We start from the raw sequence: 21,986 nt of genomic DNA, 5'->3' as shown, positions 1-21,986 counted from the left end.
CTAGGAGTAGGCTTTTCCATATTGATTTTTTTCGTAAATATTAGTATTATAAGTTGATGACATATTTACAAATATAATTTCATTTAAATCGATACATATATACGTAAGTGAGTTAAGAAAGGATTTTATTATGCATTGTGCTCAGAAAATGACCCATAATATCTACTGGATTGGTAGTAATGACTGGACTACAGAACGTTTTGAAAACTTATTCCCTATTCCAAATGGTGTTAGCTATAATAGCTATTTCATCGACGATGAAAAAACTTGCGTTGTAGACTCTGTTGATGCAGAAATTCGCGAAGAATACTTTGACAACTTGACTCATCTATTAAATGGTCGCGACCTTGATTACATCATCGTAAATCATATGGAACCAGACCATTGCCAAACATTGTTGGAAACATTGGAACGCTATCCAAACTGTAAAATGGTTGGTAATGCTACAACATTCCGCATGTTTGAACAATTCTACAATACTCCAAAACCTGATCAATACTACACAGTAAAAGAAGGCGACGAAATCTGCCTAGGTAAACATACACTAGTTTCCTACACTATGCCTATGGTTCACTGGCCAGAAGTAACTTGTACATATGAAAAATCTACAGGTACATTATTCTCTGCAGATGCTTTCGGTACATTCGGTACAGTTAACGGCAATATCTTTGCTGATCAAACTGATTTCATTGCTACATACGAAGATGAAGCTCGTCGTTACTACACAAATATAGTTGGTAAATACGGTCCTCAAGTACAAAATGCGATTCGTAAAGTTTCTGGTCTTGAAATCAAACGCATTGCTCCACTACATGGTCCTATCTGGCGTACACCTGAAACTATCGATTATATCTTGCGCAAATACTTGCACTGGTCCAGCTACACAGCTTGTAAAAAAGGTGTTGTTATTGCCTTCGGTTCTATGTATGGTAACACTCGTGCTATTGCACAACAATTGGCTAAGCAATTGTCCAAACGCGGCGTCACAGATATCAAAATCTATGATGTTTCCAAAACTAATGCTTCCTACATCATCGCTGATGCTTGGAGATACACTAACTTGGTAACAATTGCACCTACATACAATTTGAACCTATACCTTACTATGGAAAACTTCATTCATGAATTGAAAGCACTTAACTTCCAAAACCATAAGGTATCCATCATTGGTAACCACTCTTGGGCATCTGCTGCAATGAAAACAATGGTTGCTCACTTCGAAAACGACTTCAAAGATATTGAAATCGTATCCGAACCACTTGATATCAAATCCTCTTTAAAACCAGAAGATCTTCCAAAAATCGAAAAAATGGCAGACGATATCAAAGCATCCATCGATGCAGCTGAAATCAAAGAAGTATTATAATATACAAACTAAAGGCCGCCTGTTTAGGCGGTCTTTTTTCTTATACTTCAAAGGATACATATCTTACGTTTTAACAATATGTTGCGTAATATTTTTACAATTTAATTATTACTACTAACAGTAGAAACTTAGCTAAATTTTTGGAGTTTAAAAGTCTTATGAAAGTCTAAGATTTTCACGATTTTTTGCTTGACATAAATCTAACTTTTTCATATACTATACAAGTACCTGTTACACAACAGAATACATGGAGAGGTGTCCGAGCGGCTGAAGGAGCATGATTGGAAATCATGTGTGCGGTTATCCCGTACCCAGGGTTCAAATCCCTGTCTCTCCGCCATAGTAAAAGCAGTGCTTATGCACTGCTTTTTTATTATATAAAACCAATAAAACATCAGCTAATAGAAAAAGACTATCGAATCAATGTCGATAGCCTTTTATATTTATATCATTAGTTTATATCACTATTTATGAATTTTTTTAGCTATATCTCTAATGATTTCAGGTGTTGTTCTACAACAACCACCTATGATATTGGCCCCAGCATTACGCCATACATCAACATAATCTACAAATGATGCAGGGTCGCCATACCAGGTCTTAGTTTCACTATCATAGCTTTCACCAAGATTAGGGTATACAGCAATTGGTTTATCCGTAACAGTACGAATATCCTTGATCAAGGACTCTACATACTCTGGTTTCGTACAATTGATGCCAATACCAGTTATAGGTCTAACCTTATCGATCATTTCTGCACATTTAATGATTGTTTCACCACTAGAAACATGATGTCCATCTTTACAAGAAAAGGCAATCCATCCTGGAATCCCTCTCGATGTGTATGGGTCAGACATGGCGCGAGCTATGGCAATAGCTTCGTCATAAGATGGGATAGTTTCAAAGGATAAGATATCCGGATTTTCTTCACAAAATAATGCTAACCGAGGAATATGAAATACTTCGAGATATTCAGTTTGCACATCAGGATATCCACGGTACTCAGATCCATCCGCCAAAAATGCACCATATGGCCCTACAGAAGCCGCCACTAATGGTTTAGGCAATGCGCCTTCAGAAAAATATCTAACCCCATCTGGAGTCTCTTCACCCAGTGTAATCCCCCGCAATGTAAGTGCTCCAGTCGCCTTAGCCTCTAAAAACTCATTGCGAGCTTGTACAGCTAAACGAACGGATAATTTAACGAGCTCTATGGCCTCTTCCGTACCATAACCTAATCCTTTAAAGCCAGCTACTGTTGCTTGATATCCAGAACTTTGAATGATATCTGCCCCAGCTGCCAAGTAGGAGATATGTATTTTTTTGATGATATCCGGTTGGTCCATAAGAATCTTAGCAGACCATAATTTATGCTGAAGATTACAGCCGTAACGCTCTAACTCTGATCCTAACCCACCATCTAAAACGAGGGCGCCCTTCTCTTTAATTATATCTAAAAATGCACGTCGTTTAGCCATCATATCACCCATTCTATACTACCTCATACCATTTGAGGTTTACTAAACGTATTATAACAAATAATACGTTTAGGTTCTATCTACAAACTATTTTAAATCCTCTGCTGGTGGCTCTTTACCAAACCATTTTTTATAAATCTCTGCATATTTGCCATTAGCTTTAATCTTAGCCAATCCATCGTTAACTTTATTTAGAAGCTCTGTATTGCCTTTCTTCACAGCAATACCAAGTGGTGCCGCATCATAGTCCTCTCCAGTAACTTTTGCGATACCTTTGCCCTTGCTATTAACATAATATTCATTAACCGGTGTATCGTTAATAACTACATCTACACCTCTATTTTGCAATTCTAAGAATGCATCTACGATGAGGTTGAATTGGCGCACATCGGCATTAGGAATCTTACTAGCAATTTCCGCACCAGTAGAACCAATGGATACACCAATGCGCTTTCCTTCTAAATCCTTAAAACTATTGATATTCGTGTTATCGATATTTACAACAAGGCCATTACCTGCAATATAGTATGGTTTACTAAAGTCTACAGACTTAGCACGATCTTCAGAAATGGTCATATCCGAAATTGCAATATCAATGGTATTACTTTGTAGTGCTGGTAAAAGCGCATCAAAGTTCAAGTTTTGAACATCGGCTTCAATGCCCTCTTCCTGTGCAATGGCATTGATAATATCTACATCAAAACCAGCTAATTTACCGCTGTCTTTATCTTTAAAACCAAATGGTGCATAGGTCGCATCAGTACCAACGCGCCATGTCTTTTGACTAGTACCTGTATTACCACAGCCTGCTATAAATAAACTACTAGCGATTGTAAAAGCCCCTAAAAGAACTGCTATTTTCTTAAATTTCATAATTAATCTTACTCTAACTTTACAATACTATGTAAAGTTTTCTTTCTATATACGAATGAATCTATCTATACTTACAGTATGAGTATAATAAAAATAATACCTCTAAAGGTATTATAGTATTATGATAACATTCGATATAGTTAGGGTCAATTATTCCGACTATATCAATAGGTATTATATTAACATAGCTTTTAGCTATATCAAAAAGATTATCCATAGCTATAGTAATAAGACTAAAACAAATAAAAAAGACCGCCCTTACCAAGTAATCTAAACTCGGTAAAGGCGGTCATCCCCAGAGTGGAGAATTCCTAGCATTTTATAGAATAGATAGCATTTTTACTTCATTGAAAAACTATCGTACTCACATTATTTAGCTTTTTTAGCTTTTACGTACATAGCCACTTTGTACAAGAATACACAGAGTAAGAAGTACATTACGATACTGAGGTATGTTGCTTCAGGAGTTTCAACCCAGTCTTGAGCGAATACATCAATGCCGGCAATACGAAGTACGGCACTGAATAAAGAACCAATAGCACCACCAGCTACGAGGCCAGATGCAATTGTGCTACCTTTGGAGAAGCGAAGATCTGCCAATTCCTTATCTTTTGTACTGTTTTGTACGAAGTAAGCAATTAAACCACCGATAAGTAATGGTGTGTTGATTTCCATTGGCAAGTAAGTACCTAGGGCAAATGCCAATGGTGGAACTTTTACCATCCACAAGATGATTGCAAATAATGCACCTGCCATATATAGAGGCCATTGAGCACTACCACCAGTCATCATCGGTTCAATGATAGCAGCCATAGCATTCGCTTGTGGAGCATTTAATGCATGGTCCCCTACGAAGCCATACGCATCGTTCAAGAGGATCATAACGCCTACAGAAAGTACAGCACAAAGAATAGTACCAACGATTTGCCATTGTTCCATTTTCTTAGGTGTAGCACCTGTCATATGCGCTACTTTAAGTTCAGACATGAAGTTACCAGCCATACCGATGGTTGTACCAATGAAGGATGCCATCATGAGGACTGCAATCATACCTACTTTACCAGTCATGCCTGCTGCTGTTAAGCATACAGCGGAGATGATAATCATAAAGATTGTCATACCAGATACTGGTTCTGTACCTGTATAAGCGATGGAGCTAATACCTACTACAGATAATAGGAAGGACATGATAAGAACGATTAAGAATGCTACGATTGTTTGACCGAAGCTTTCAGCATACATAAAGTGGAAGTATGCTGCGAATAGAACTGTACATAACAAGATGCCAGCACCAATCCAAGATGTAGGTACGTCGCGTTGTGTACGAAGCAAGTTAACATCTACAGTTTTGGAACTGAAAATATCAAGCACTGCATTTTTAACAACACTAGCTACGACTTTGGACATATTGAGCAAGCCGATGATACCTGCCATAGCAAGCATACCGATACCAATATGGCGAACATAGTCTAAGAATACTTTACGAATAGGAGCTTCTGCAAGCGGAACTGCATGACCATTGATTTGCATGATATGTTCCGGAGCTAAATAGTATACGATTGGAATACATACGAACCAAGAGAAGAAGGAACCAGCTGCGATAATAGCCGCATACCGTAAGCCTGTGAAGTAACCAAGGCCAAGCAACGCAGCATCTGTATCTACAGCAGCATTTAACTTAGTAGAATCTGCTAGCGCAGACCCCCATTTAAATGCAGTAGTACGGATAACCTCTTCCCACCAGCCAAGGCTGTTAAGAATAAAGTCATATACAAGAGCGATAAGACCAGAACCAAGCATGAGTTTCGCTTTACTACCTTCATTACTCATTAGTACTTCAGCAGCAGCACGACCGCTTGGGAACGGATACACATAGTGCATTTCCTCAACAAAGTAGCGACGAAACATAACGCATAATAGAACACCAAGTACGCCACCAAGGATGATAGGAATCGCCATCTGTACAAAGGATACATCTGTAACATTCCAAATGTATAGAGCTGGCAAGAAGAACATCGCACCAGCTAATGTGTTCGTACTAGAACTAGCGATAGCCTGAATGTGAACCGTTTCAGCAAAAGCATTTTGCCGTTTCAAAATAACTGCTGTACCCATAGCAAGTACAGATACTGGAGCAAAGGCATCTACTGTTTGACCAATTTTCAAACATAAATAACCTACAGCCAGTGTAAAAATTGCCGCATAGAATAGGCCCCAGAATACTACATATGAGTTAATCTCTACGTAATCCTTCTTAGGATCCAATACGGGTTCTACGGGCGGAATAGAACGAGTTTCGTCCGACATGGTAAAACCTCCTCACAGAAAATGTACAAACGTATAACTATTCACCTTTATACTAACACGGCACTATATATGGTTCAATGCTTTTCTATGCATTATGCGAATAAAATATCACACGTTCCATAAATATTTATTTTGCATTTTCACCGCCCCTGTTCTACAATGAAAGTATATTAAGAATCTTTATTATATACAGTATGTATACCAGTATGTATAACACGTATGTTTACTTACGAGGAGGCTCATTATGGAATCAATGGTCGAACGTTTTGTACGCTATACAAGCATAAATACACGGTCTAACGAGGAAAGTACAACAATTCCTAGTACTCAAACTCAAGTAGACTTTGCTACTAATGTGCTCGTTCCTGATTTAAAAGCAATCGGTTTAGATGAAGTTATTTACAATCGTGAAAATGGTTTTGTCATCGGCACATTAAATGCTAATACAGATGAAAAAGCACCTGCTATAGGCTTCATCGCTCACATGGATACAGCAGATTACAACGCAGAAAATATTAAGCCTCGTATCGTTGAAAATTACGATGGCAGCGATATTTGCCTTAACGAGGAACATCAAATCTTCACACGTCGTGCAGATTTCCCTAATCTAAAAAATTATATCGGTAAATCCTTGGTAGTAACCGATGGTCTTACGCTCCTCGGCGGCGACGACAAGGCGGGTATCTGTGAAATTATGGAAGCCCTCGCGTACCTCGTAGCTCATCCAGAAATCAAGCACGGTAAAATCATGTGCGCTTTCGGTCCAGACGAAGAAATCGGCACTGGCGCCGATCACTTTGATGTCAAAGAATTCCCTGTTGATTTTGCTTATACAATCGATGGTGAAAGCCTCGGTCAACTTGAATACGAAACATTCAATGCTGCAGGCGGTACAGTAACCCTCAAAGGTGTATCTGTTCATACAGGCACTGCCAAAGGCATTATGATAAACTGCGCTAAATTAGCAATGCAATTCGATTCTTTATTACCAGGTGCTGCAGTTCCTGAACATACATGTGGTCGTCAAGGTTTCTTTATGCTTATGAGCATGGAAACACAAGTAGATACAGGTAAAATGAACTATATTATCCGCGACCATGACAAAGAATTATTCGAAGCGAAAAAAGCATTCTTCTTACAAGCTGGTCAAACATTAAATGAAATCTACGGCCGTGAAGTATGTGAAGTATCTGTAAAAGATCAATATTACAACATGTACGATATCATTAAAGACAATATGGAATGCGTTAACGTAGCCAAAGCTGCTATGGAAAAAGCCGGTATCACGCCTATTTGTGACCCTATCCGCGGTGGTACAGACGGTTCTAAAATTTCCTTCATGGGCATCCCTACTCCTAATATCTTTACAGGCGTAGAAAATCTACATGGCCGTCATGAATTTGCATGTATTGACGACATGAAAAAAGCCGTAGAAGTTATTGTAAATATCGTAAATATTGAGAAATAATAGCTTGCGATGTAACGACTCATACCTATACTGCTAAATGCCATTTAACCGGTATTTAAGTATCAAACTAGTATTCTAGAAGATGGAATACTAAATACATAAATAATACAAAAGGACTATACGAAATCATCCGTATAGTCCTTTTATTTAGTTATGGAAATCTATGAACGATAATAACTCTAAATTCATTAGCATTAGTAGATTATATTCTACGCAAGTTTACCATTGCGTTTACGATTTCTAATTTGTTCTTCTTCAGCACGAGCTTTCAAAGAAAGATCTTTTTCAGTACCTACATAACGACCATATAAGAAATAGTACGCAACGAAGGCAAGAAGTGCTACTACAACAGTAACATGGAACATGCTTGTATAGCCTACTACCTCTTTAATAGCACCTAAGATGTATGGACCAAAACCTAACCCCATATCTAAGGCAATAAAGTATGTGGATGTGGCAACACCAATACGGTGAACCGGCACAATTTTAACAGTTACGGCTTGACCGTTTGACATAAATGTACCGTAACCAAGGCCAACAAACACAGCAGATAAGAGTATAAGCCATGTAGAGTGAGCAATGGACAATAAGAAAATACCAAGTGCTAAAGATATGAAGCAAGGGTAAAGAACGAAGTTTTCCCCTTTCATATCAAATACAATACCAAGTAATGGTCTTGTTATTGTAATAACTACAGCATACACAACAAAGAAGAATGTACCTGCTAAGATAAGATTTAAATCTTTTGTATAGGCTGCCATAAAACCGATAACACCAGAATATGCAAAACCTACTAGTATAGAAACAAGACTAATAGAATTCATACGTGGTTCGATATAGTCAGAGATTTTAATGCCTTTATGTTCTTCAGAATCAATATCGAGCTTAGGTTCATCAAATTTCATGATAACGGAACCAATACCACAAAGGATGATAAGAGCAACACAGAAGGCAATGATAAAGTCATAGCCAAGGCTATGTAGCATTAAAATCCCTAAGAACGGACCTACCGCAGCGGCAAGAGATGTAGATAAACCATAGTAGTTAATCCCTTCACCACGACGTGACATAGGAATAATAGCCGCTACGATTGTACTTGTAGCTGTAGATGTAATACCGTATGCAAAACCATTTAAGAAACGAACACTATCGAGCATCAATAAATTAGGTGTATAGAAGTACATGGCTGTTGAAACCAAATAAATTAACAAACCAAGGTACAACATCTTACGACAGCCTAAGATGCTGATAAAACGTCCTGCTAACAAACGAGCAACAACGGTACCAATAATATAAATACCAACGGCCAAGCCAGCTTGACTTGCTGTAGCATGAAGATTATCCTTTGCTACTACCGCAATAATAACGATTAATAAATAATAAATCAAAAATACTAAGAAATTAATCAAAGTATCGAGGACAAAGGATCTTGTCCATAAGGCCTCTTTAGCCTTATCCATAATATCAACTCCATTTTCTTAAACTATTGTCAACCATTTGCGACAACGATTAATTATAAACCTCTCATTCTAGAAATCAAGAACTAAAATGTTATACAGCTCATTACTTTTATTTATAACAAGATATGTGTAATCAATCATAATATAGATATATCCATTTTTATAGCTCACATTAATTTTTGATAATAAAAACACCTTTGATCGTTTATATTATATCCCCGAAGATACGATATAACATCAAAGGTGTTATTTATAACTATTTAGTTAATGACTTTTCTATATAGCTGATACATCTATATGCTTTACATATCTACCTATATTATTTCGTTTGTAATCCACAGGACTTAAAGAAGTTTTTATAAGCTTCAGCTTTTTTAGCAAGGCTCAACGGATACGCACGAGATGTAGATGGCAATCGCGTTAACGTCAATTCGCGACCATTAAACACAAAAGGAATTGTCTCCCCTGTTTTAGGTAATTTAACCTTTTCTGGTAAAAGACTCAACAAAATTTCTGTGGCCTTACCACCTGTGGTACCGATATGTTTACAGTCGGGAATTTGGTCCAAAACCTCTGCCAATGGTACAGGTTCAACAACCTTAAGGAATGCATCTGATGCATTCCCCTTTTCGCGTATAGCTTTTAATACAGTAGGACAAGAAGCAATCCCCGCTTCAGATAAGAACGCTTTAATCTTATCCGCATCAAAGGCTTTTTCCTCCCCTTTTCTAAAGTGTTCCTTGTCGTCAAAGAATACTAAGCCATACACGCGCCACATATCATTTTGAAAGTTAGGATAATGAAATTCCATAGATCGCTTTTCGGAAGTTGGTGGGAATGTCCCCATCATCATCACCGTCGTATTCTTTGGTAAGAACGGTGGAAATGGTCTAGTTTCAATTGTTTCTGCCACAGAGCATCAACCCCTTTCACAATCTAGTATGAACTCAACTTTCAGCATAATATATGAACTATATCACATATCCAAATCCATTAACTAACAAACTAAGCATTACATCAGTAGTCACCTACTAATCATATGCAGTCTTTATTGACCAATTGGTTGAGATACTAATGTATTAATATGATCAAAGCCTACTGGTGTAGGAGATACGAGATACAAGCATACAACAGCAGCTACAGCAAAGCCAATCGCTAAGTAGGAGAAGCTGCCATGACGTGGAAACTCATACATACCAAAGAGACGAATGCCAATAGCAGCACCAATAGCGGTAATTAAAGATGGTATGGAGAAGATATTGTAAAACCCAAATACCACCATAAGACCAGCGTATCCACCTACTACTGTAATCATTGGTAACATACGGTCCATTGGATTAGGAATGGAACGTGTAAGCGCCGCTGGATAATAAGAGGCTTCTACACCAAACATACCCAAGAACAAGTTGAAGTCAGCCCAAATTGTTTCCCATGCACCTCTAAAGGCATCTCGATGATTGCCTACGTACCACGCAAAGCCTGTAATAATTAAGATGGCTAAACCAGCACAGATGAAATAGTATTCACTAGGAATTTTAGGGCCCGCATAAGCACCTACAGCAGTTACAACAGCACTTAAAACGGATGTAACAATAACGCGATGCAAGCGAGGTCGCTTATTTTCAGGAATGCGTTTGTATACAGTAGCTAACAATTCTAGGACAAAGCAGGCCATAAAGATGGCAATCCCTGCAGCTGGCACAAAGAACGCAGCAACTAAACTCAAAATAAATGGAATACATAGACGCCATTTAGGGAATAATACAAGTTCTTTATAGTCTAAACGAACATCTTGTGTTTCCATTGTAAAGTTGTTGTACACCACAAATAGCAGCATAAAGGCAATAACATCAATCGCGTTAGCGCCCCAAATCAATAGCGTTGGTACTATGATCATTGACAGTGCCACCCCAGATACACGGGACAAACCAGCGGCCGCTATGCCAAGTAAGAAAAACGGTATTAAAGCAGATATAATTTCAAGCATAATATTCCTCCCATCATTGTATAAATTTAAGTATATAGTATCTACCTCACTACATCAAGGAGAGATATATTTTTTCATGGCTAGCCGCTTTCGTACGGCAGAAGCAGAGCAGCCCATCATCTGTGCAATTTTGGCAACACCATACCCTTGAGCACGTAAGTTTTTTATTCTATTTTCGTCTAATTCTAATATATTTGAACGAATTTCTATACCTTGCTCCCGTAAATACATAGCCACCGTGGACCCTCGTATACCGTAAGCTAAACCTATATCATCTGTACTCATATGATGATGAATATACAAGTACGCCATCTCGTCCACCTTTCGAGATATTTTTGCTTTAAGCGTTGTACACATTCCCATATGACGCAACACATGATGTACTTTCCATCGGGATATGCCATACATACGCGCAATAGAGTCTGACGTATTTCCACTTTTATAGGCCCTACAAATACGTACCGGATCGATAGCTACATTCTTAGTCGAACGCTGACAAGCCAATCCATATTCTTTCATCCGACTTGCCATCGTCGTAATCGATACATCATAACGCTTCGCTAAAGAATGTAATGACCACTTACCTGACTCATATAGAGCTTGTACATGAACCATATTTATATCTTTTTTCAACGGTCTTCGCTCAATATCATATGCCTTCATCCGCCGCATAATAGTATCTACACTACACTGGAAATACTCTGCTACCTCGCGAACACTCCACTGTTTCTCTACATATAATTGTTCCAGTAACTGTTTAGGTATAACGCGCACATTACGATACATACTATCACCTTTCCTTGTAGACGAACTCCTTTCCCTATTATTGTGAAAGTTCCATCAAAAAAAGACAATAAAAAAGAGGTTCCTAATAGTCACATAGGTGACCAATAGGAACCTCTTTCCATATGTAATTATATGCACCACATAGGATATGTGCCGTTATAATTGCTATACAACATCTATCCGCAAATAACGATAGCCATAGATTACCCATAATCCCGTGGCCGTTATATCCAATATTTTAATAGCCATATTTTCTAATGACTAATAAACCGTATTGGCTAACCCAACTTAACGATATCTGCGTTCAAGAGCCTTAGGCTTACTCAAGATGATAGACCATTTCATGCCTTCTTTTAGAGCATGATTTGATATACGTTTATGACTTGATGTATGAACACTCGTCGAAGTGATTGGCGAAGTCGTTACCACATTCGTATCAAGGAGTACCTTTCCTTCTTTAGAAGCCTTATCTCGCTTGAATTCGGCCAATCGTTCACTTAAGGTTGGACCTGTAACAGACTCTCTACTTAAACGAGTTGTACTCGTACTAAAGCCAGTTGATTTACTTGAAGTTTTCTTGGATGAAACATGAGTACCTTGTTGCGTTGTAGACGCTTCATCGTAATGATGCTCGGAAGCTAAAACTGTTTGAGCTTTATCATTATTTTGATGCTCTTCAACATGTTTTTCAGATGTCTCCGAATCATCATATTGAAACAGTCTTCCCCCCTTCGGTCTTAAGGGAGCCTCAGGGTGCTGATTTTCAATCGGTCTATTTTTAAATATTTCTCGATAGAAATCATCATCATACAACAAGTCCTCAGGCGAAGGTTCTACAGGCTTTTTCTCTATGGAGATACCATATTCACGCTCCATATCCTCCCAAGTCTGACTTGAACTTTCATAGTTATCATACTCATCAGACTCTTCTGTATTTTTGCTTTTTATAATGGAAAAAGCAATATACGCGATGATACCTAGAACAAATATAGGGTTATGCGAAAAGATGGATAGCACGGAAGACAAAATAGAGTCCATAGCTACTCCTATTCACTATCTGCTAAGTTTTCACGCATTTTAGTGTCTGCAATAATATTGTTCATATTGTAGTAATCCATAACACCAAGATTACCGTTTCTGAAAGCCTCTGCCAATGCTTTAGGAACTTCAGCTTGTGCTTCCACAACCTTAGCTTGCATGTCTTGTGTTTTCGCACGCATTTCTTGTTCTGTAGCAACAGCCATTGCACGGCGTTCTTCCGCACGAGCTTGAGCGATTTTCTTATCTGCTTCCGCTTGATCTGTTTGCAATTGAGCACCGATGTTACGTCCTACGTCTACGTCAGCAATATCGATAGACAAGATTTCAAATGCAGTACCCGCATCAAGACCTTTCCCCAATACAGTACGAGAGATGTGATCTGGATTTTCCAATACATCTGTGTGCTCTTCAGAGGAACCTACAGTTGTTACGATACCTTCACCAACACGGGCGATAATCGTAGCTTCACCAGCACCACCAACTAGGCGGTCAATATTAGCACGTACAGTTACACGAGCACGAACCTTGAGTTCGATACCATTCTTTGCCACCGCAGAGATAATTGGTGTTTCAATCACTTTAGGATTAACGGACATTTGAACCGCTTCCAATACATCACGACCTGCAAGGTCGATAGCTGCAGAACGTTCGAATGTTAAAGGAATAGATGCGCGTTCAGCGGCAATCAAAGCATCTACAACGCGGTCAACGTCACCACCTGCAAGGTAATGCGCTTCCAGCTGATTTACATTAACATCAAGACCTGCTTTATTTGCTTTAATCAAAGGCATTACGATTTGAGATGGATTTACACGACGTAAGCGCATACCTACGAGTGTAAAGATACCAACATTAACGCCTGCTGCAAGAGCAGATACCCAAAGGCCTAATGGCACAACATACAAGAACACCATAATCCCAATCAGTAGAATGGGAATCAAGATTAAAATACCTACATCCATAATAACCTCCATTATATACGACGATGTGGTGAAAGCTTAATCGCGCTTTCTAACTATATTGCGGCCGCCCACAACACGAAGCACCACAATAGGTGAACCGGCATCGATGAAGTCCCCTTCGGTCACAACATCCACCAAATTACCATCAATTTTAGCAATACCTGCAGGGCGCAGTGTAGTATGAGCTACGCCTTCTTTACCGACTAAGTCATCTAATACATCATTAGAGATATAGCCAGCTTTTGTCGTAGAGCGTTGCCCTAAAGTAAACAATTTGCCTATCCAAGTCTTTTCAAAGTGATTAAAGAACACGATGATAAGGACAATTAACAAGGCTGTTAATCCTAGTACAGCATATAGCGCTACCGTTCCCTCGCCTAGGGCTACATACACGCCCCAAAGGAATGCACAATAACCGATGAGTCCCAAAATGCCGCCTGGAACAACGAGTTCTATAGCCATTAGGGCAATCCCTATAGCCATCCATACTAAAAACTCCATAGGCCCTCCTCTCTTCAATTAATTTTATGCAACTTATATATTCATTATACAATATAAAGAATAAATTATAAAGATAACCCTTATCATATAAATCTATTTCATATCAAATATTCTTACATCCTAAACCTATTCGGTTCACAAGTATTAAACGATGATATGTATAAGATAATAAAAACGACTACTTTCACAGGATCATACCTATACAGTAGTCGTTATTTATAAAGTATATTAGTTTAAAGCTTTACTATTGTCAGTCATCATCGTAAGTTGCTATTTCATCAATAGGTTTGACTGTAATTATACTTCTGTTTTTTCAATTGGTCATTACCAACGCCTGTTTTTTGAAGAATCAATAAGATGATACTCATTGCCATACCTACTACAGTCGCAAGGCCCATGCCTTTCAACACAACAGGACCTACAGCAAGTTCAGCACCGCTAAGGCCTACAACAAGGATAACAGATGTTAAGATCATGTTCACAGGATTTGTATAATCTACCTTGCGTTCTACAAGCATGCGCAAACCGGATGCTGCAATGATACCGAACAAGAGAATGGATACACCACCCATAACCGGTACTGGGATAGCATGGATAAGAGCAGCTACTTTACCTACAAAGGAGATAATCATAGCAAGAACAGCAGCACCGCCGATAACCCATACACTGAAGCAACGGGTGATAGCGAGTACACCGATGTTTTCACCGTATGTCGTATTTGGTGTAGCACCAAAGAAACCAGATAAAATATTCGCAAGACCATCACCGAGCAAAGAACGTTGTAAGCCTGGTTCTTTCATCAAGTCTTTTGATACGATGTTACTAGTTACAACCAAGTGACCTACATGTTCTGCAAATACTACAAAGAGTGCTGGCATAATCATGATGATTGCATTGATATCAAATACAGGCATGCCATAGAACTGCGGTAAGGAGAACCAAGGTGCAGCCTCTACGCTAGAGAAATCAACAACACCCATAAAGGCGGATAATATATAGCCGGAAACAACGCCAATCAAAACAGGGATAACTGCTAAGAAACCACGGAACACAACAGTGCCAAGCAAGGTAACAACTAAGGAAAACATAGAAATAAATACTGCTTGGCTGTGGCTCATGCCCAAATCTTGATTACCAATAAGGCCAGACATGCTCATCGCTACTGGTGCCAATTCCAAACCAATAATAGCAACGATAGCACCCATGGCAGCCGGTGGGAATAACTTATCAATCCAACGCGTACCAATATAGCGAACTAGAACAGATAAAATCACAAAGGATAAACCAAATACAACGAAGGCACCTTTAGCTGCCTCATAACCGAGGCCGGCAGATAATACACCAGCTACAGGAGCAATGAAAGCAAAGCTAGAACCGAGGTATGCAGGGATTTTACCTTTACATACGAATAGGTATAGCAATGTACCGATACCATTCATAAATAAAGCTGTTGCAGGATCTACCTTTAACAAATATGGTACTAATACAGTAGAGCCAAACATAGCAAATAAATGTTGGAAACTAAGTGGCAACATACGCCCCCAAGACGGGCGCTCTTGAATATCAATATAATCCTTCATTTTTTCCTCTCACCACAATAACAACACTAGGTTCCAACGCTATACCCGGTATGATATAGCATTGGATTTTACACATATATGTTACTCTTATGAAACATAAGAATTACACATCAATTTTTAGGTCTCGGACGTCTACGCGTTGGTCTTCTAGGCTCTCTAGGTCTAAACGGACCAGGCATTTCAGTCTTGTCTGTTTCTTGAGTCGCCTTAGGTTTGAAGCGACTTTGTGTCTCTTCACGCAAGGATGGTAAATCCTCAGCCGTACCAACTTGTTTTACACCTTCTACATTACGGCGACCAACACTGGCTAACAAGCCTATGGCCATAAAGTTCATTAACAATGAAGAACCGCCATAACTAATAAATGGCAAAGGCACACCTGTTACCGGCATAATCCCGCAAACCATGGCAATATTAAATAATGCTTGTCCACTGATGAGCAAGGTTATCCCCATAGCTAACCATCTGCCAAATTCATCACGAGATCGATTAGCAATGCGGAAGCCAAAGTATGTGAAGGCCGCTACCAAAAGAACTACAAAGACAGCTCCGACAAAGCCCATTTCTTGAGCCCACACGGCAAATGCAAAATCTGTATGAGCCTCTGGCAAGTAAAAGTACTTAGATGTACCTTGCATAAAGCCTTCCCCAAGAATACCACCAGAACCTACGGCCAAAAGACCTTGTACAGTTTGATAGCCCATATCTTGAGCATGAGGCCAAGGATCGAACCAAGACTGAATCCGTTCCCAACGATACGGCGACATACGAGCTGCAATGAAGCCTATCACACCAGCTACGGCAAAGGCACCACCAAAGAATCGTCCATCAAAGCCTGCTAAGTAAATTAGTATGAATGAGAACCCAAAGATTAGTACAGTAGTCCCCATATCTGGTTGCAAGATGGTTAGAACTGCAAAGATTATAGGCCAAACTAACATTGGCAACATATAACCTACCCGTTCTCCCACATAACCTTGTAAATTCGTTAGTGGATTATTATATCTCGCTTTTCCCCATTTTCTCATAGTACTCAACTTAGCCGATGTCCATATTATGGCCGCTAACTTGGCAAATTCCGATGGCTGTATCGATACGGGACCGATAACAATCCACCGACGAGCACCATTGATGACAGAGCCAGCCACTAGGACTAACACCATACCTATGAGTGTTACAATCATGATGCGTTGCAACATATGTGGCTTTTGTAGCTGTCGATAATCATACCGATATAAGATAACACCTATTGCCATTGAAAGAAATAGGAAACCTATATGTTTTGAAAAATACCCTAAAAGCCCTGTATTTTCGTAAATAGAGCTAATATAGGTGGCACTGAAGATATTCACACTACCTATAATCGTAATGAGTACTATAGGTAAGAGCATACCTTGTAAATCATTTTTAAAGAGTGAGCCCCACCGACTATCCCCCTTATTCGGTGTTTCCATGTTAAGCCTCCTTTTGTACTTTCGGCTTAATTGCTTCTAAGCGGAAAATAGGTTGCCCTTTAGCACTGAACTTCTCTTCATACTCAGTTTTTACATTTGGAAGATCTGTGCTATGTAAGTCATAGGTTACATTCTTAAGTTCCCATCCACACTCTTTGAATTCTTCAAGAGAGAACATAAATAAACCTTCGTTATCAGTTTTAAAGTGAACCTCGCCACCATCTTTTAAAAGACGGGCATAACGATCGAGGAATGTATGGTATGTGAGGCGACGCTTCGCATGTTTCGCCTTAGGCCATGGATCACAGAAGTTGATATAGAAACGATCTACTTCACCAGGCGCTACAACCTCTTCTATGCCAGCGATATCAAAGAGAGATACCTTAGCATTATCACGCTCTGCTTCATAAATCTTTTGAGCCGCATAATAAATTACGCCAATTTGCACTTCAAAACCTACAAAGTTAGCATCTGGATACGCTTCAGACATGCCTGCAATAAAACGTCCCTTACCTGTTCCAAGTTCCATATATAATGGACGTTCAGGATGGGCAAATAACTCACGCCATTTGCCCTTGTACTGTTCTTGACCAGACAAAATGATATGAGAGTCATATTCGTGGATAGCTTCATCAATCCACGGTTTTCTACGAAGGCGCATACTTTCTCCTTACATCTATATTAACTATTAATTATATCTATTATTACAGGTCATATACCTATCTTATTAATTATAGAAAAGGGGGAGTTAAACGTCAATTACATTTCCCTTATCAACCATATAAAAAAGACCTACTTCCAAAGAAGTAGGTCTTTATATTCTTAGAAAATCAAAGATTCAAGATTTTCAATTTGATATTTGCTGAGGCCTAGCTCAGATAAACTCTTTTCAGATGCAGCGAATAGATTATTTTTACCTACACGCGTACCTAAAGCTGCGGCAGCGACCAATTCACGGTCCAACTTACCAAGGCGAGAGCGATTACGATTTTGCGGTTTTGGTTTCTTCATACGGAACGTATTGTATTGAACCGCTTCTTTTGTATCCTCATTTTTAGCTTTAGCCAAAGCAGCCCCATTAGTGCCATTCCCCAATAAAGCACTAAGTCCTGTTTGCTTTGGAACCATTTTTTCGTAATCAGCGCCAAACTCAGGACGCTCCTCACGTAATTGATCAAATGTAGCTAATGCTGCATTCATTTGCTTCAAACCAGCAGCAGAGTAAAGTTGACGAATCGCAATACTCACCTCTTGCGGTGTCAACGTACCTCGCTCAATAGCAGAGGCGATTGTACTTTTCAATGCGCCTTGATCACCAGATGCTGTATAGCGACCGATATCAACCAAGTCCTTTTGACGTGCATTGAGTTCTTTAGGCGTATATATGTTTATCTCAGATATGGACGGCGCCTGCTTAGAAGGCTGTTCTCCCGCCCCATTAGCCTCAGACATATAGCCACCGGCGACGATGGCCACGGCTAATGTTAAGGTTAATACTTTTTTCAACGTCTTACAATCTCCCTTTTCATTAATACTTACTTATATAGTACTGTAATATTTTCGTACATTAACAACAAACTTATTCTACTGTAATACATACTGTAGATAATATTATATAATACTTCATCTAATTTTTATAGTCCTATTCGAAAAAAATCTATAATCTTTTAACAAATTTTATATTTTTATAAAATCTGAAATTAAAAACAATGCAGTAGAAATCTAACAAAACCAGATTTCTACTGCATTTATCGAGAGAATTATTTATTTAACATTTTGTCAAACTAAACGGATAAAATTTGTTTTGCATCAGCCACAATTGCTTCTAAAGAAACGCCATTTTCTCGTAAAAGTTCAGTCGCATCATAACGATCGTGGAATTCTTTAGCAATACCATAGTTTTTAACGCGCATATTAGATGGGCCATAGAAGCTAGCTACACGTTGTCCCCAGCCACCTTCAACTTTACCATCTTCCAAGGTAAATACTACAGAATGATTTGCTTTCAACTCTTCTAGTAATTCTTCATCAAGACCAGAAGCAAATTTAGGATTTACCACGGTTGCATTAATACCTACTTTAGCCAATTCATCGGCAACTTGATTAGCTAAATGATAAAAATTACCTAAACCTAACAAAGCAATACCCTCACCACGACGAGTGATTTCAGATTTATTTAGTACGCTATAGTCAGTTGTATCAGCCACGCCAGTAGATATAAACTCACCTACAGGAACGCGAATTGCTACAGGATGTTCATGTTGATGCACCGCATATTCAGTCATAGCCAATAATTCTTCATTATTGGTAGGAGCTAAATATACCAAGTTAGGAATGCTTGTAAGCATAGGAATATCAAAAAATCCTAAATGAGTCACATCATTCATACCATATACGGAAGCCATATGATTTATAATAACCGCACTATTATTATTAACACAAAGATCCTGCACTAACTGGTCATACGTGCGTTGTAAAAACGTACTGTATACGTTAAATACTGGTTTCCCTCCATTTTTCGCAATACCGGAACTCATCGCGACAGCATGTTCTTCCGCAATACCGACATCAATATATTGCTTTCCTGCCTCTTTACGCCAGTCCGAAACAAAGCCAAAACCGCCTGGAGTACCCGCAGCAATTGCCACAACAGTAGGATCAGCCTTAATTTGTTCCATCAAATAATCGGCGATAACCCCCACATAAGATGGTCCGTTATCAACGTGTTTAGGTTTACCTGTTACAAGATCAAACGGCATAGTCCAATGGAAAGCTTCTTTATTTTGTTCTGCAATAGCATAGCCCTTACCTTTTTGAGTAACAATATGTAAAACGATAGGATGATCAATATCTTTCACATCTTCAAATACATTAATCAACGTTTCTAAATCATTACCATCGGCTACAAAACGATAATCTAAACCAAGAGCCTTAAAAATATTATTAGGGCTTTCACCATTAGTCTCGCGCAATTCTCGAAGGCCACGATACAAACCACCATGGTTTTCTGCAATGGATTGGTCATTATCGTTGACGATGATAATCATATTGCTATCTAATGTTGCTGCATAATCGAGACCTTCAAAGGCTTCCCCACCAGATAAAGAACCATCACCAATGATAGCGATAATATTTTCAGAGTCGCCCTTTAAATTTCGAGCAGTAGCTAGGCCAGATGCTAAGGAGATAGATGTGGATGTATGACCAATATTAAAGAAATCATGCTCACTTTCAGTAGGATCTGTATAGCCCGTTACATCATCATAATGATCATGCTCTAAAAATGCCAACGCACGACCTGTAACCATCTTATGTACATAGGACTGATGAGATACGTCGTATACGATTTTATCTACAGGGGAATTAAATACATAGTGTAAAGCCATAATCATTTCAGCTGCACCCATAGGTGGTCCAAAATGGCCGCCGTGCTCAGAAACCTTTGTCATGAGAGCTTGACGAGCTTGTGCTGTTAAATCTGTTAATTCAGAAATAGATAAGCCTTTTAAATCGGCTGGAGATTTTATATCAATTAAATTCATATGTGTTCCTTTCATTAGGTATCGTGTAACAATACAACCTTTAGAATTTGTATTGTCTTACTAACCGTGCTATACTGTATTTCCAACATGTAATAAGTATAGAACTTAAAGTTAGGTTTAAGTCAAGCGAAAACGTAAAATATAATTCTAACCTTTAAAAATATATACGTATACTACATGCTCAATACATTACTCCTGACACAAAATGTATTTACAAATTTAATATGAACCCATAAGGAGGTCCTATGACATATACTGTTGGCGAAATCGCAAAAAAACTAAATGTGGCACCTTCTACATTGCGTTACTATGATAAAGAAGGTCTATTGCCCTTCGTAGAACGTTCTGCTGGTGGTATCCGTGTATTCCATGACACAGATATGGATTGGTTAGAATTGATTGAATGCATGAAGCATACCGGTATGCCTATTAAGGAAATCAAACATTTTATCGACTACTGCGTCGAAGGTGATAGTCGCATTAATGAAAGATTATCTATTATCAAAAATCAACGAGATCGCGTATTAGTAGAAATCGAAAGCCTACAAGCACGCTTGTCCATGCTAGAATTTAAAACATGGTTTTATGAACAAGCTCAGGCAAATGGAACTACTAGTTTTTATGAAAGCTTAACACCTGATGACGTTCCTGTAGAGTATCATAAGTATTTCGAACGCAAATGGCGCGCCGATAAAGAAGCCGCTGAAAAAGGTGAATCACCTAAAAAATATAAAGCTGTATAACAAAGAGGAGCTATCCAACGGATAGCTCCTCTTTTACATTACATAATGATTATAGAACCACTAAGATTAGCAATGCTAAAAGGCTGTAATGTTTATTTATTGGGACTTTCAAATATAGTTTTATACCCCTCATCGGTGATAGCAACGATTTGTTCAATTTCCTCTGTTGGATCGTCTGTGAACGTAAAGCTTTCACCGGCATCAAAGGATGCACTTGTACCACAGGAGGAACTCAAATCGCGTGGCACCGGACGAAGTTCTATATTTCTTACCCCTTCAGGGGCTTCACGCTTGAAGCGAATCGCTCCAAAGTGAGAGTAAAATGTAGCAATATATTTCATAATTACTCATTTCTAGCCTACGCATTTGCTCGTTTTGTATTAAGGATAGCAATGATAAGAGCTACTACAAAACCAATACCTACTGCAATTTGACCAT

Annotated in this window: 19 protein-coding genes and 1 tRNA gene; 4 read left to right on the top strand and 16 right to left on the bottom strand. The window is 38.7% G+C overall.

All coding sequences use genetic code 11. The features are described 5' to 3' along the window. The first annotated feature begins 130 nt into the window (after positions 1-130). Entirely contained in the window at positions 131-1,366 is a 1,236-nt protein-coding gene (locus Q7P05_RS05000) for an FprA family A-type flavoprotein (RefSeq protein ID WP_303930856.1), read from the top strand. A 249-nt stretch (positions 1,367-1,615) separates the two neighbouring features. Then, positions 1,616-1,706, top strand: a tRNA-Ser gene (locus Q7P05_RS04995). Positions 1,707-1,830: 124 nt separating this feature from the next. Here the strand turns inward: Q7P05_RS04995 and mmuM are convergent. The 3 genes from mmuM to Q7P05_RS04980 form a co-directional block, all read right to left on the bottom strand. Continuing rightward, complete coding sequence (gene mmuM, locus Q7P05_RS04990; RefSeq protein ID WP_369680428.1) at positions 1,831-2,844, bottom strand: homocysteine S-methyltransferase; 1,014 nt, start codon at positions 2,842-2,844, stop codon at positions 1,831-1,833. A gap of 87 nt (positions 2,845-2,931) precedes the next feature. Beyond that, positions 2,932-3,717, bottom strand: a complete 786-nt coding sequence (locus tag Q7P05_RS04985) for a basic amino acid ABC transporter substrate-binding protein (RefSeq protein ID WP_303930853.1) — start codon at positions 3,715-3,717, stop codon at positions 2,932-2,934. A gap of 369 nt (positions 3,718-4,086) precedes the next feature. Then, positions 4,087-6,024, bottom strand: coding sequence for an OPT family oligopeptide transporter (locus tag Q7P05_RS04980; protein ID WP_303930851.1), 1,938 nt, complete (start codon positions 6,022-6,024; stop codon positions 4,087-4,089). Positions 6,025-6,268: 244 nt separating this feature from the next. Between Q7P05_RS04980 and pepT the strand changes: the two genes are divergently transcribed. Further along, positions 6,269-7,492, top strand: a complete 1,224-nt coding sequence (pepT, locus tag Q7P05_RS04975) for a peptidase T (RefSeq protein ID WP_303930850.1) — start codon at positions 6,269-6,271, stop codon at positions 7,490-7,492. Between the two features lie 209 nt (positions 7,493-7,701). Here the strand turns inward: pepT and Q7P05_RS04970 are convergent, their stop codons facing one another. The 12 genes from Q7P05_RS04970 to Q7P05_RS04915 form a co-directional block, all read right to left on the bottom strand. Further along, a complete protein-coding gene (locus Q7P05_RS04970; protein ID WP_296007915.1) occupies positions 7,702-8,952 on the bottom strand; it encodes an MFS transporter in 1,251 nt (416 codons plus the stop codon). Between the two features lie 319 nt (positions 8,953-9,271). After that, on the bottom strand, positions 9,272-9,865 hold the full coding sequence (locus Q7P05_RS04965; protein WP_119207211.1) for a DNA glycosylase: 594 nt from the start codon (positions 9,863-9,865) through the stop codon (positions 9,272-9,274). Between the two features lie 135 nt (positions 9,866-10,000). Beyond that, entirely contained in the window at positions 10,001-10,939 is a 939-nt protein-coding gene (locus Q7P05_RS04960) for a hypothetical protein (RefSeq protein ID WP_303930848.1), read from the bottom strand. 54 nt (positions 10,940-10,993) lie between these two features. Continuing rightward, positions 10,994-11,725: a sortase gene (locus Q7P05_RS04955; RefSeq protein WP_295868557.1), complete on the bottom strand. Its 732-nt coding sequence runs from the start codon at positions 11,723-11,725 to the stop codon at positions 10,994-10,996. A gap of 288 nt (positions 11,726-12,013) precedes the next feature. After that, a complete protein-coding gene (locus Q7P05_RS04950; protein WP_303930845.1) occupies positions 12,014-12,763 on the bottom strand; it encodes a hypothetical protein in 750 nt (249 codons plus the stop codon). Positions 12,764-12,771: 8 nt separating this feature from the next. Beyond that, entirely contained in the window at positions 12,772-13,728 is a 957-nt protein-coding gene (floA, locus tag Q7P05_RS04945; protein ID WP_059361546.1) for a flotillin-like protein FloA, read from the bottom strand. Between the two features lie 36 nt (positions 13,729-13,764). Beyond that, entirely contained in the window at positions 13,765-14,229 is a 465-nt protein-coding gene (locus tag Q7P05_RS04940; RefSeq protein ID WP_303930843.1) for an NfeD family protein, read from the bottom strand. A gap of 278 nt (positions 14,230-14,507) precedes the next feature. Beyond that, entirely contained in the window at positions 14,508-15,809 is a 1,302-nt protein-coding gene (gene uraA, locus Q7P05_RS04935) for a uracil permease (RefSeq protein WP_303930841.1), read from the bottom strand. A 110-nt stretch (positions 15,810-15,919) separates the two neighbouring features. After that, positions 15,920-17,263 (bottom strand): FtsW/RodA/SpoVE family cell cycle protein, encoded by a 1,344-nt coding sequence (locus Q7P05_RS04930; RefSeq protein ID WP_303930839.1) that lies wholly within the window; start codon positions 17,261-17,263, stop codon positions 15,920-15,922. 1 nt (position 17,264) lies between these two features. Next, positions 17,265-17,924: a tRNA (guanosine(46)-N7)-methyltransferase TrmB gene (trmB, locus tag Q7P05_RS04925; protein ID WP_005387813.1), complete on the bottom strand. Its 660-nt coding sequence runs from the start codon at positions 17,922-17,924 to the stop codon at positions 17,265-17,267. A 161-nt stretch (positions 17,925-18,085) separates the two neighbouring features. Next, positions 18,086-18,769 (bottom strand): carboxymuconolactone decarboxylase family protein, encoded by a 684-nt coding sequence (locus Q7P05_RS04920; protein ID WP_005387811.1) that lies wholly within the window; start codon positions 18,767-18,769, stop codon positions 18,086-18,088. 278 nt (positions 18,770-19,047) lie between these two features. Beyond that, positions 19,048-20,805, bottom strand: coding sequence for a 1-deoxy-D-xylulose-5-phosphate synthase (locus Q7P05_RS04915; RefSeq protein ID WP_303930837.1), 1,758 nt, complete (start codon positions 20,803-20,805; stop codon positions 19,048-19,050). Between the two features lie 245 nt (positions 20,806-21,050). On the opposite strand from Q7P05_RS04915, the gene Q7P05_RS04910 reads away from it, so the two are divergent. Further along, positions 21,051-21,548 carry a MerR family transcriptional regulator gene (locus tag Q7P05_RS04910; protein WP_119207112.1) on the top strand — a complete coding sequence of 166 codons (498 nt, stop codon included), beginning with the start codon at positions 21,051-21,053 and terminating at the stop codon, positions 21,546-21,548. A gap of 92 nt (positions 21,549-21,640) precedes the next feature. Here the strand turns inward: Q7P05_RS04910 and Q7P05_RS04905 are convergent, their stop codons facing one another. Then, positions 21,641-21,889, bottom strand: a complete 249-nt coding sequence (locus Q7P05_RS04905) for a DUF3343 domain-containing protein (protein WP_119207111.1) — start codon at positions 21,887-21,889, stop codon at positions 21,641-21,643. Positions 21,890-21,986: the final 97 nt, after the last annotated feature.

The organism is Veillonella dispar, assembly GCF_937975875.1.
Classification (GTDB): domain Bacteria; phylum Bacillota; class Negativicutes; order Veillonellales; family Veillonellaceae; genus Veillonella; species Veillonella dispar_B.
This window is presented reverse-complemented; position numbering and strand designations above follow the sequence as displayed.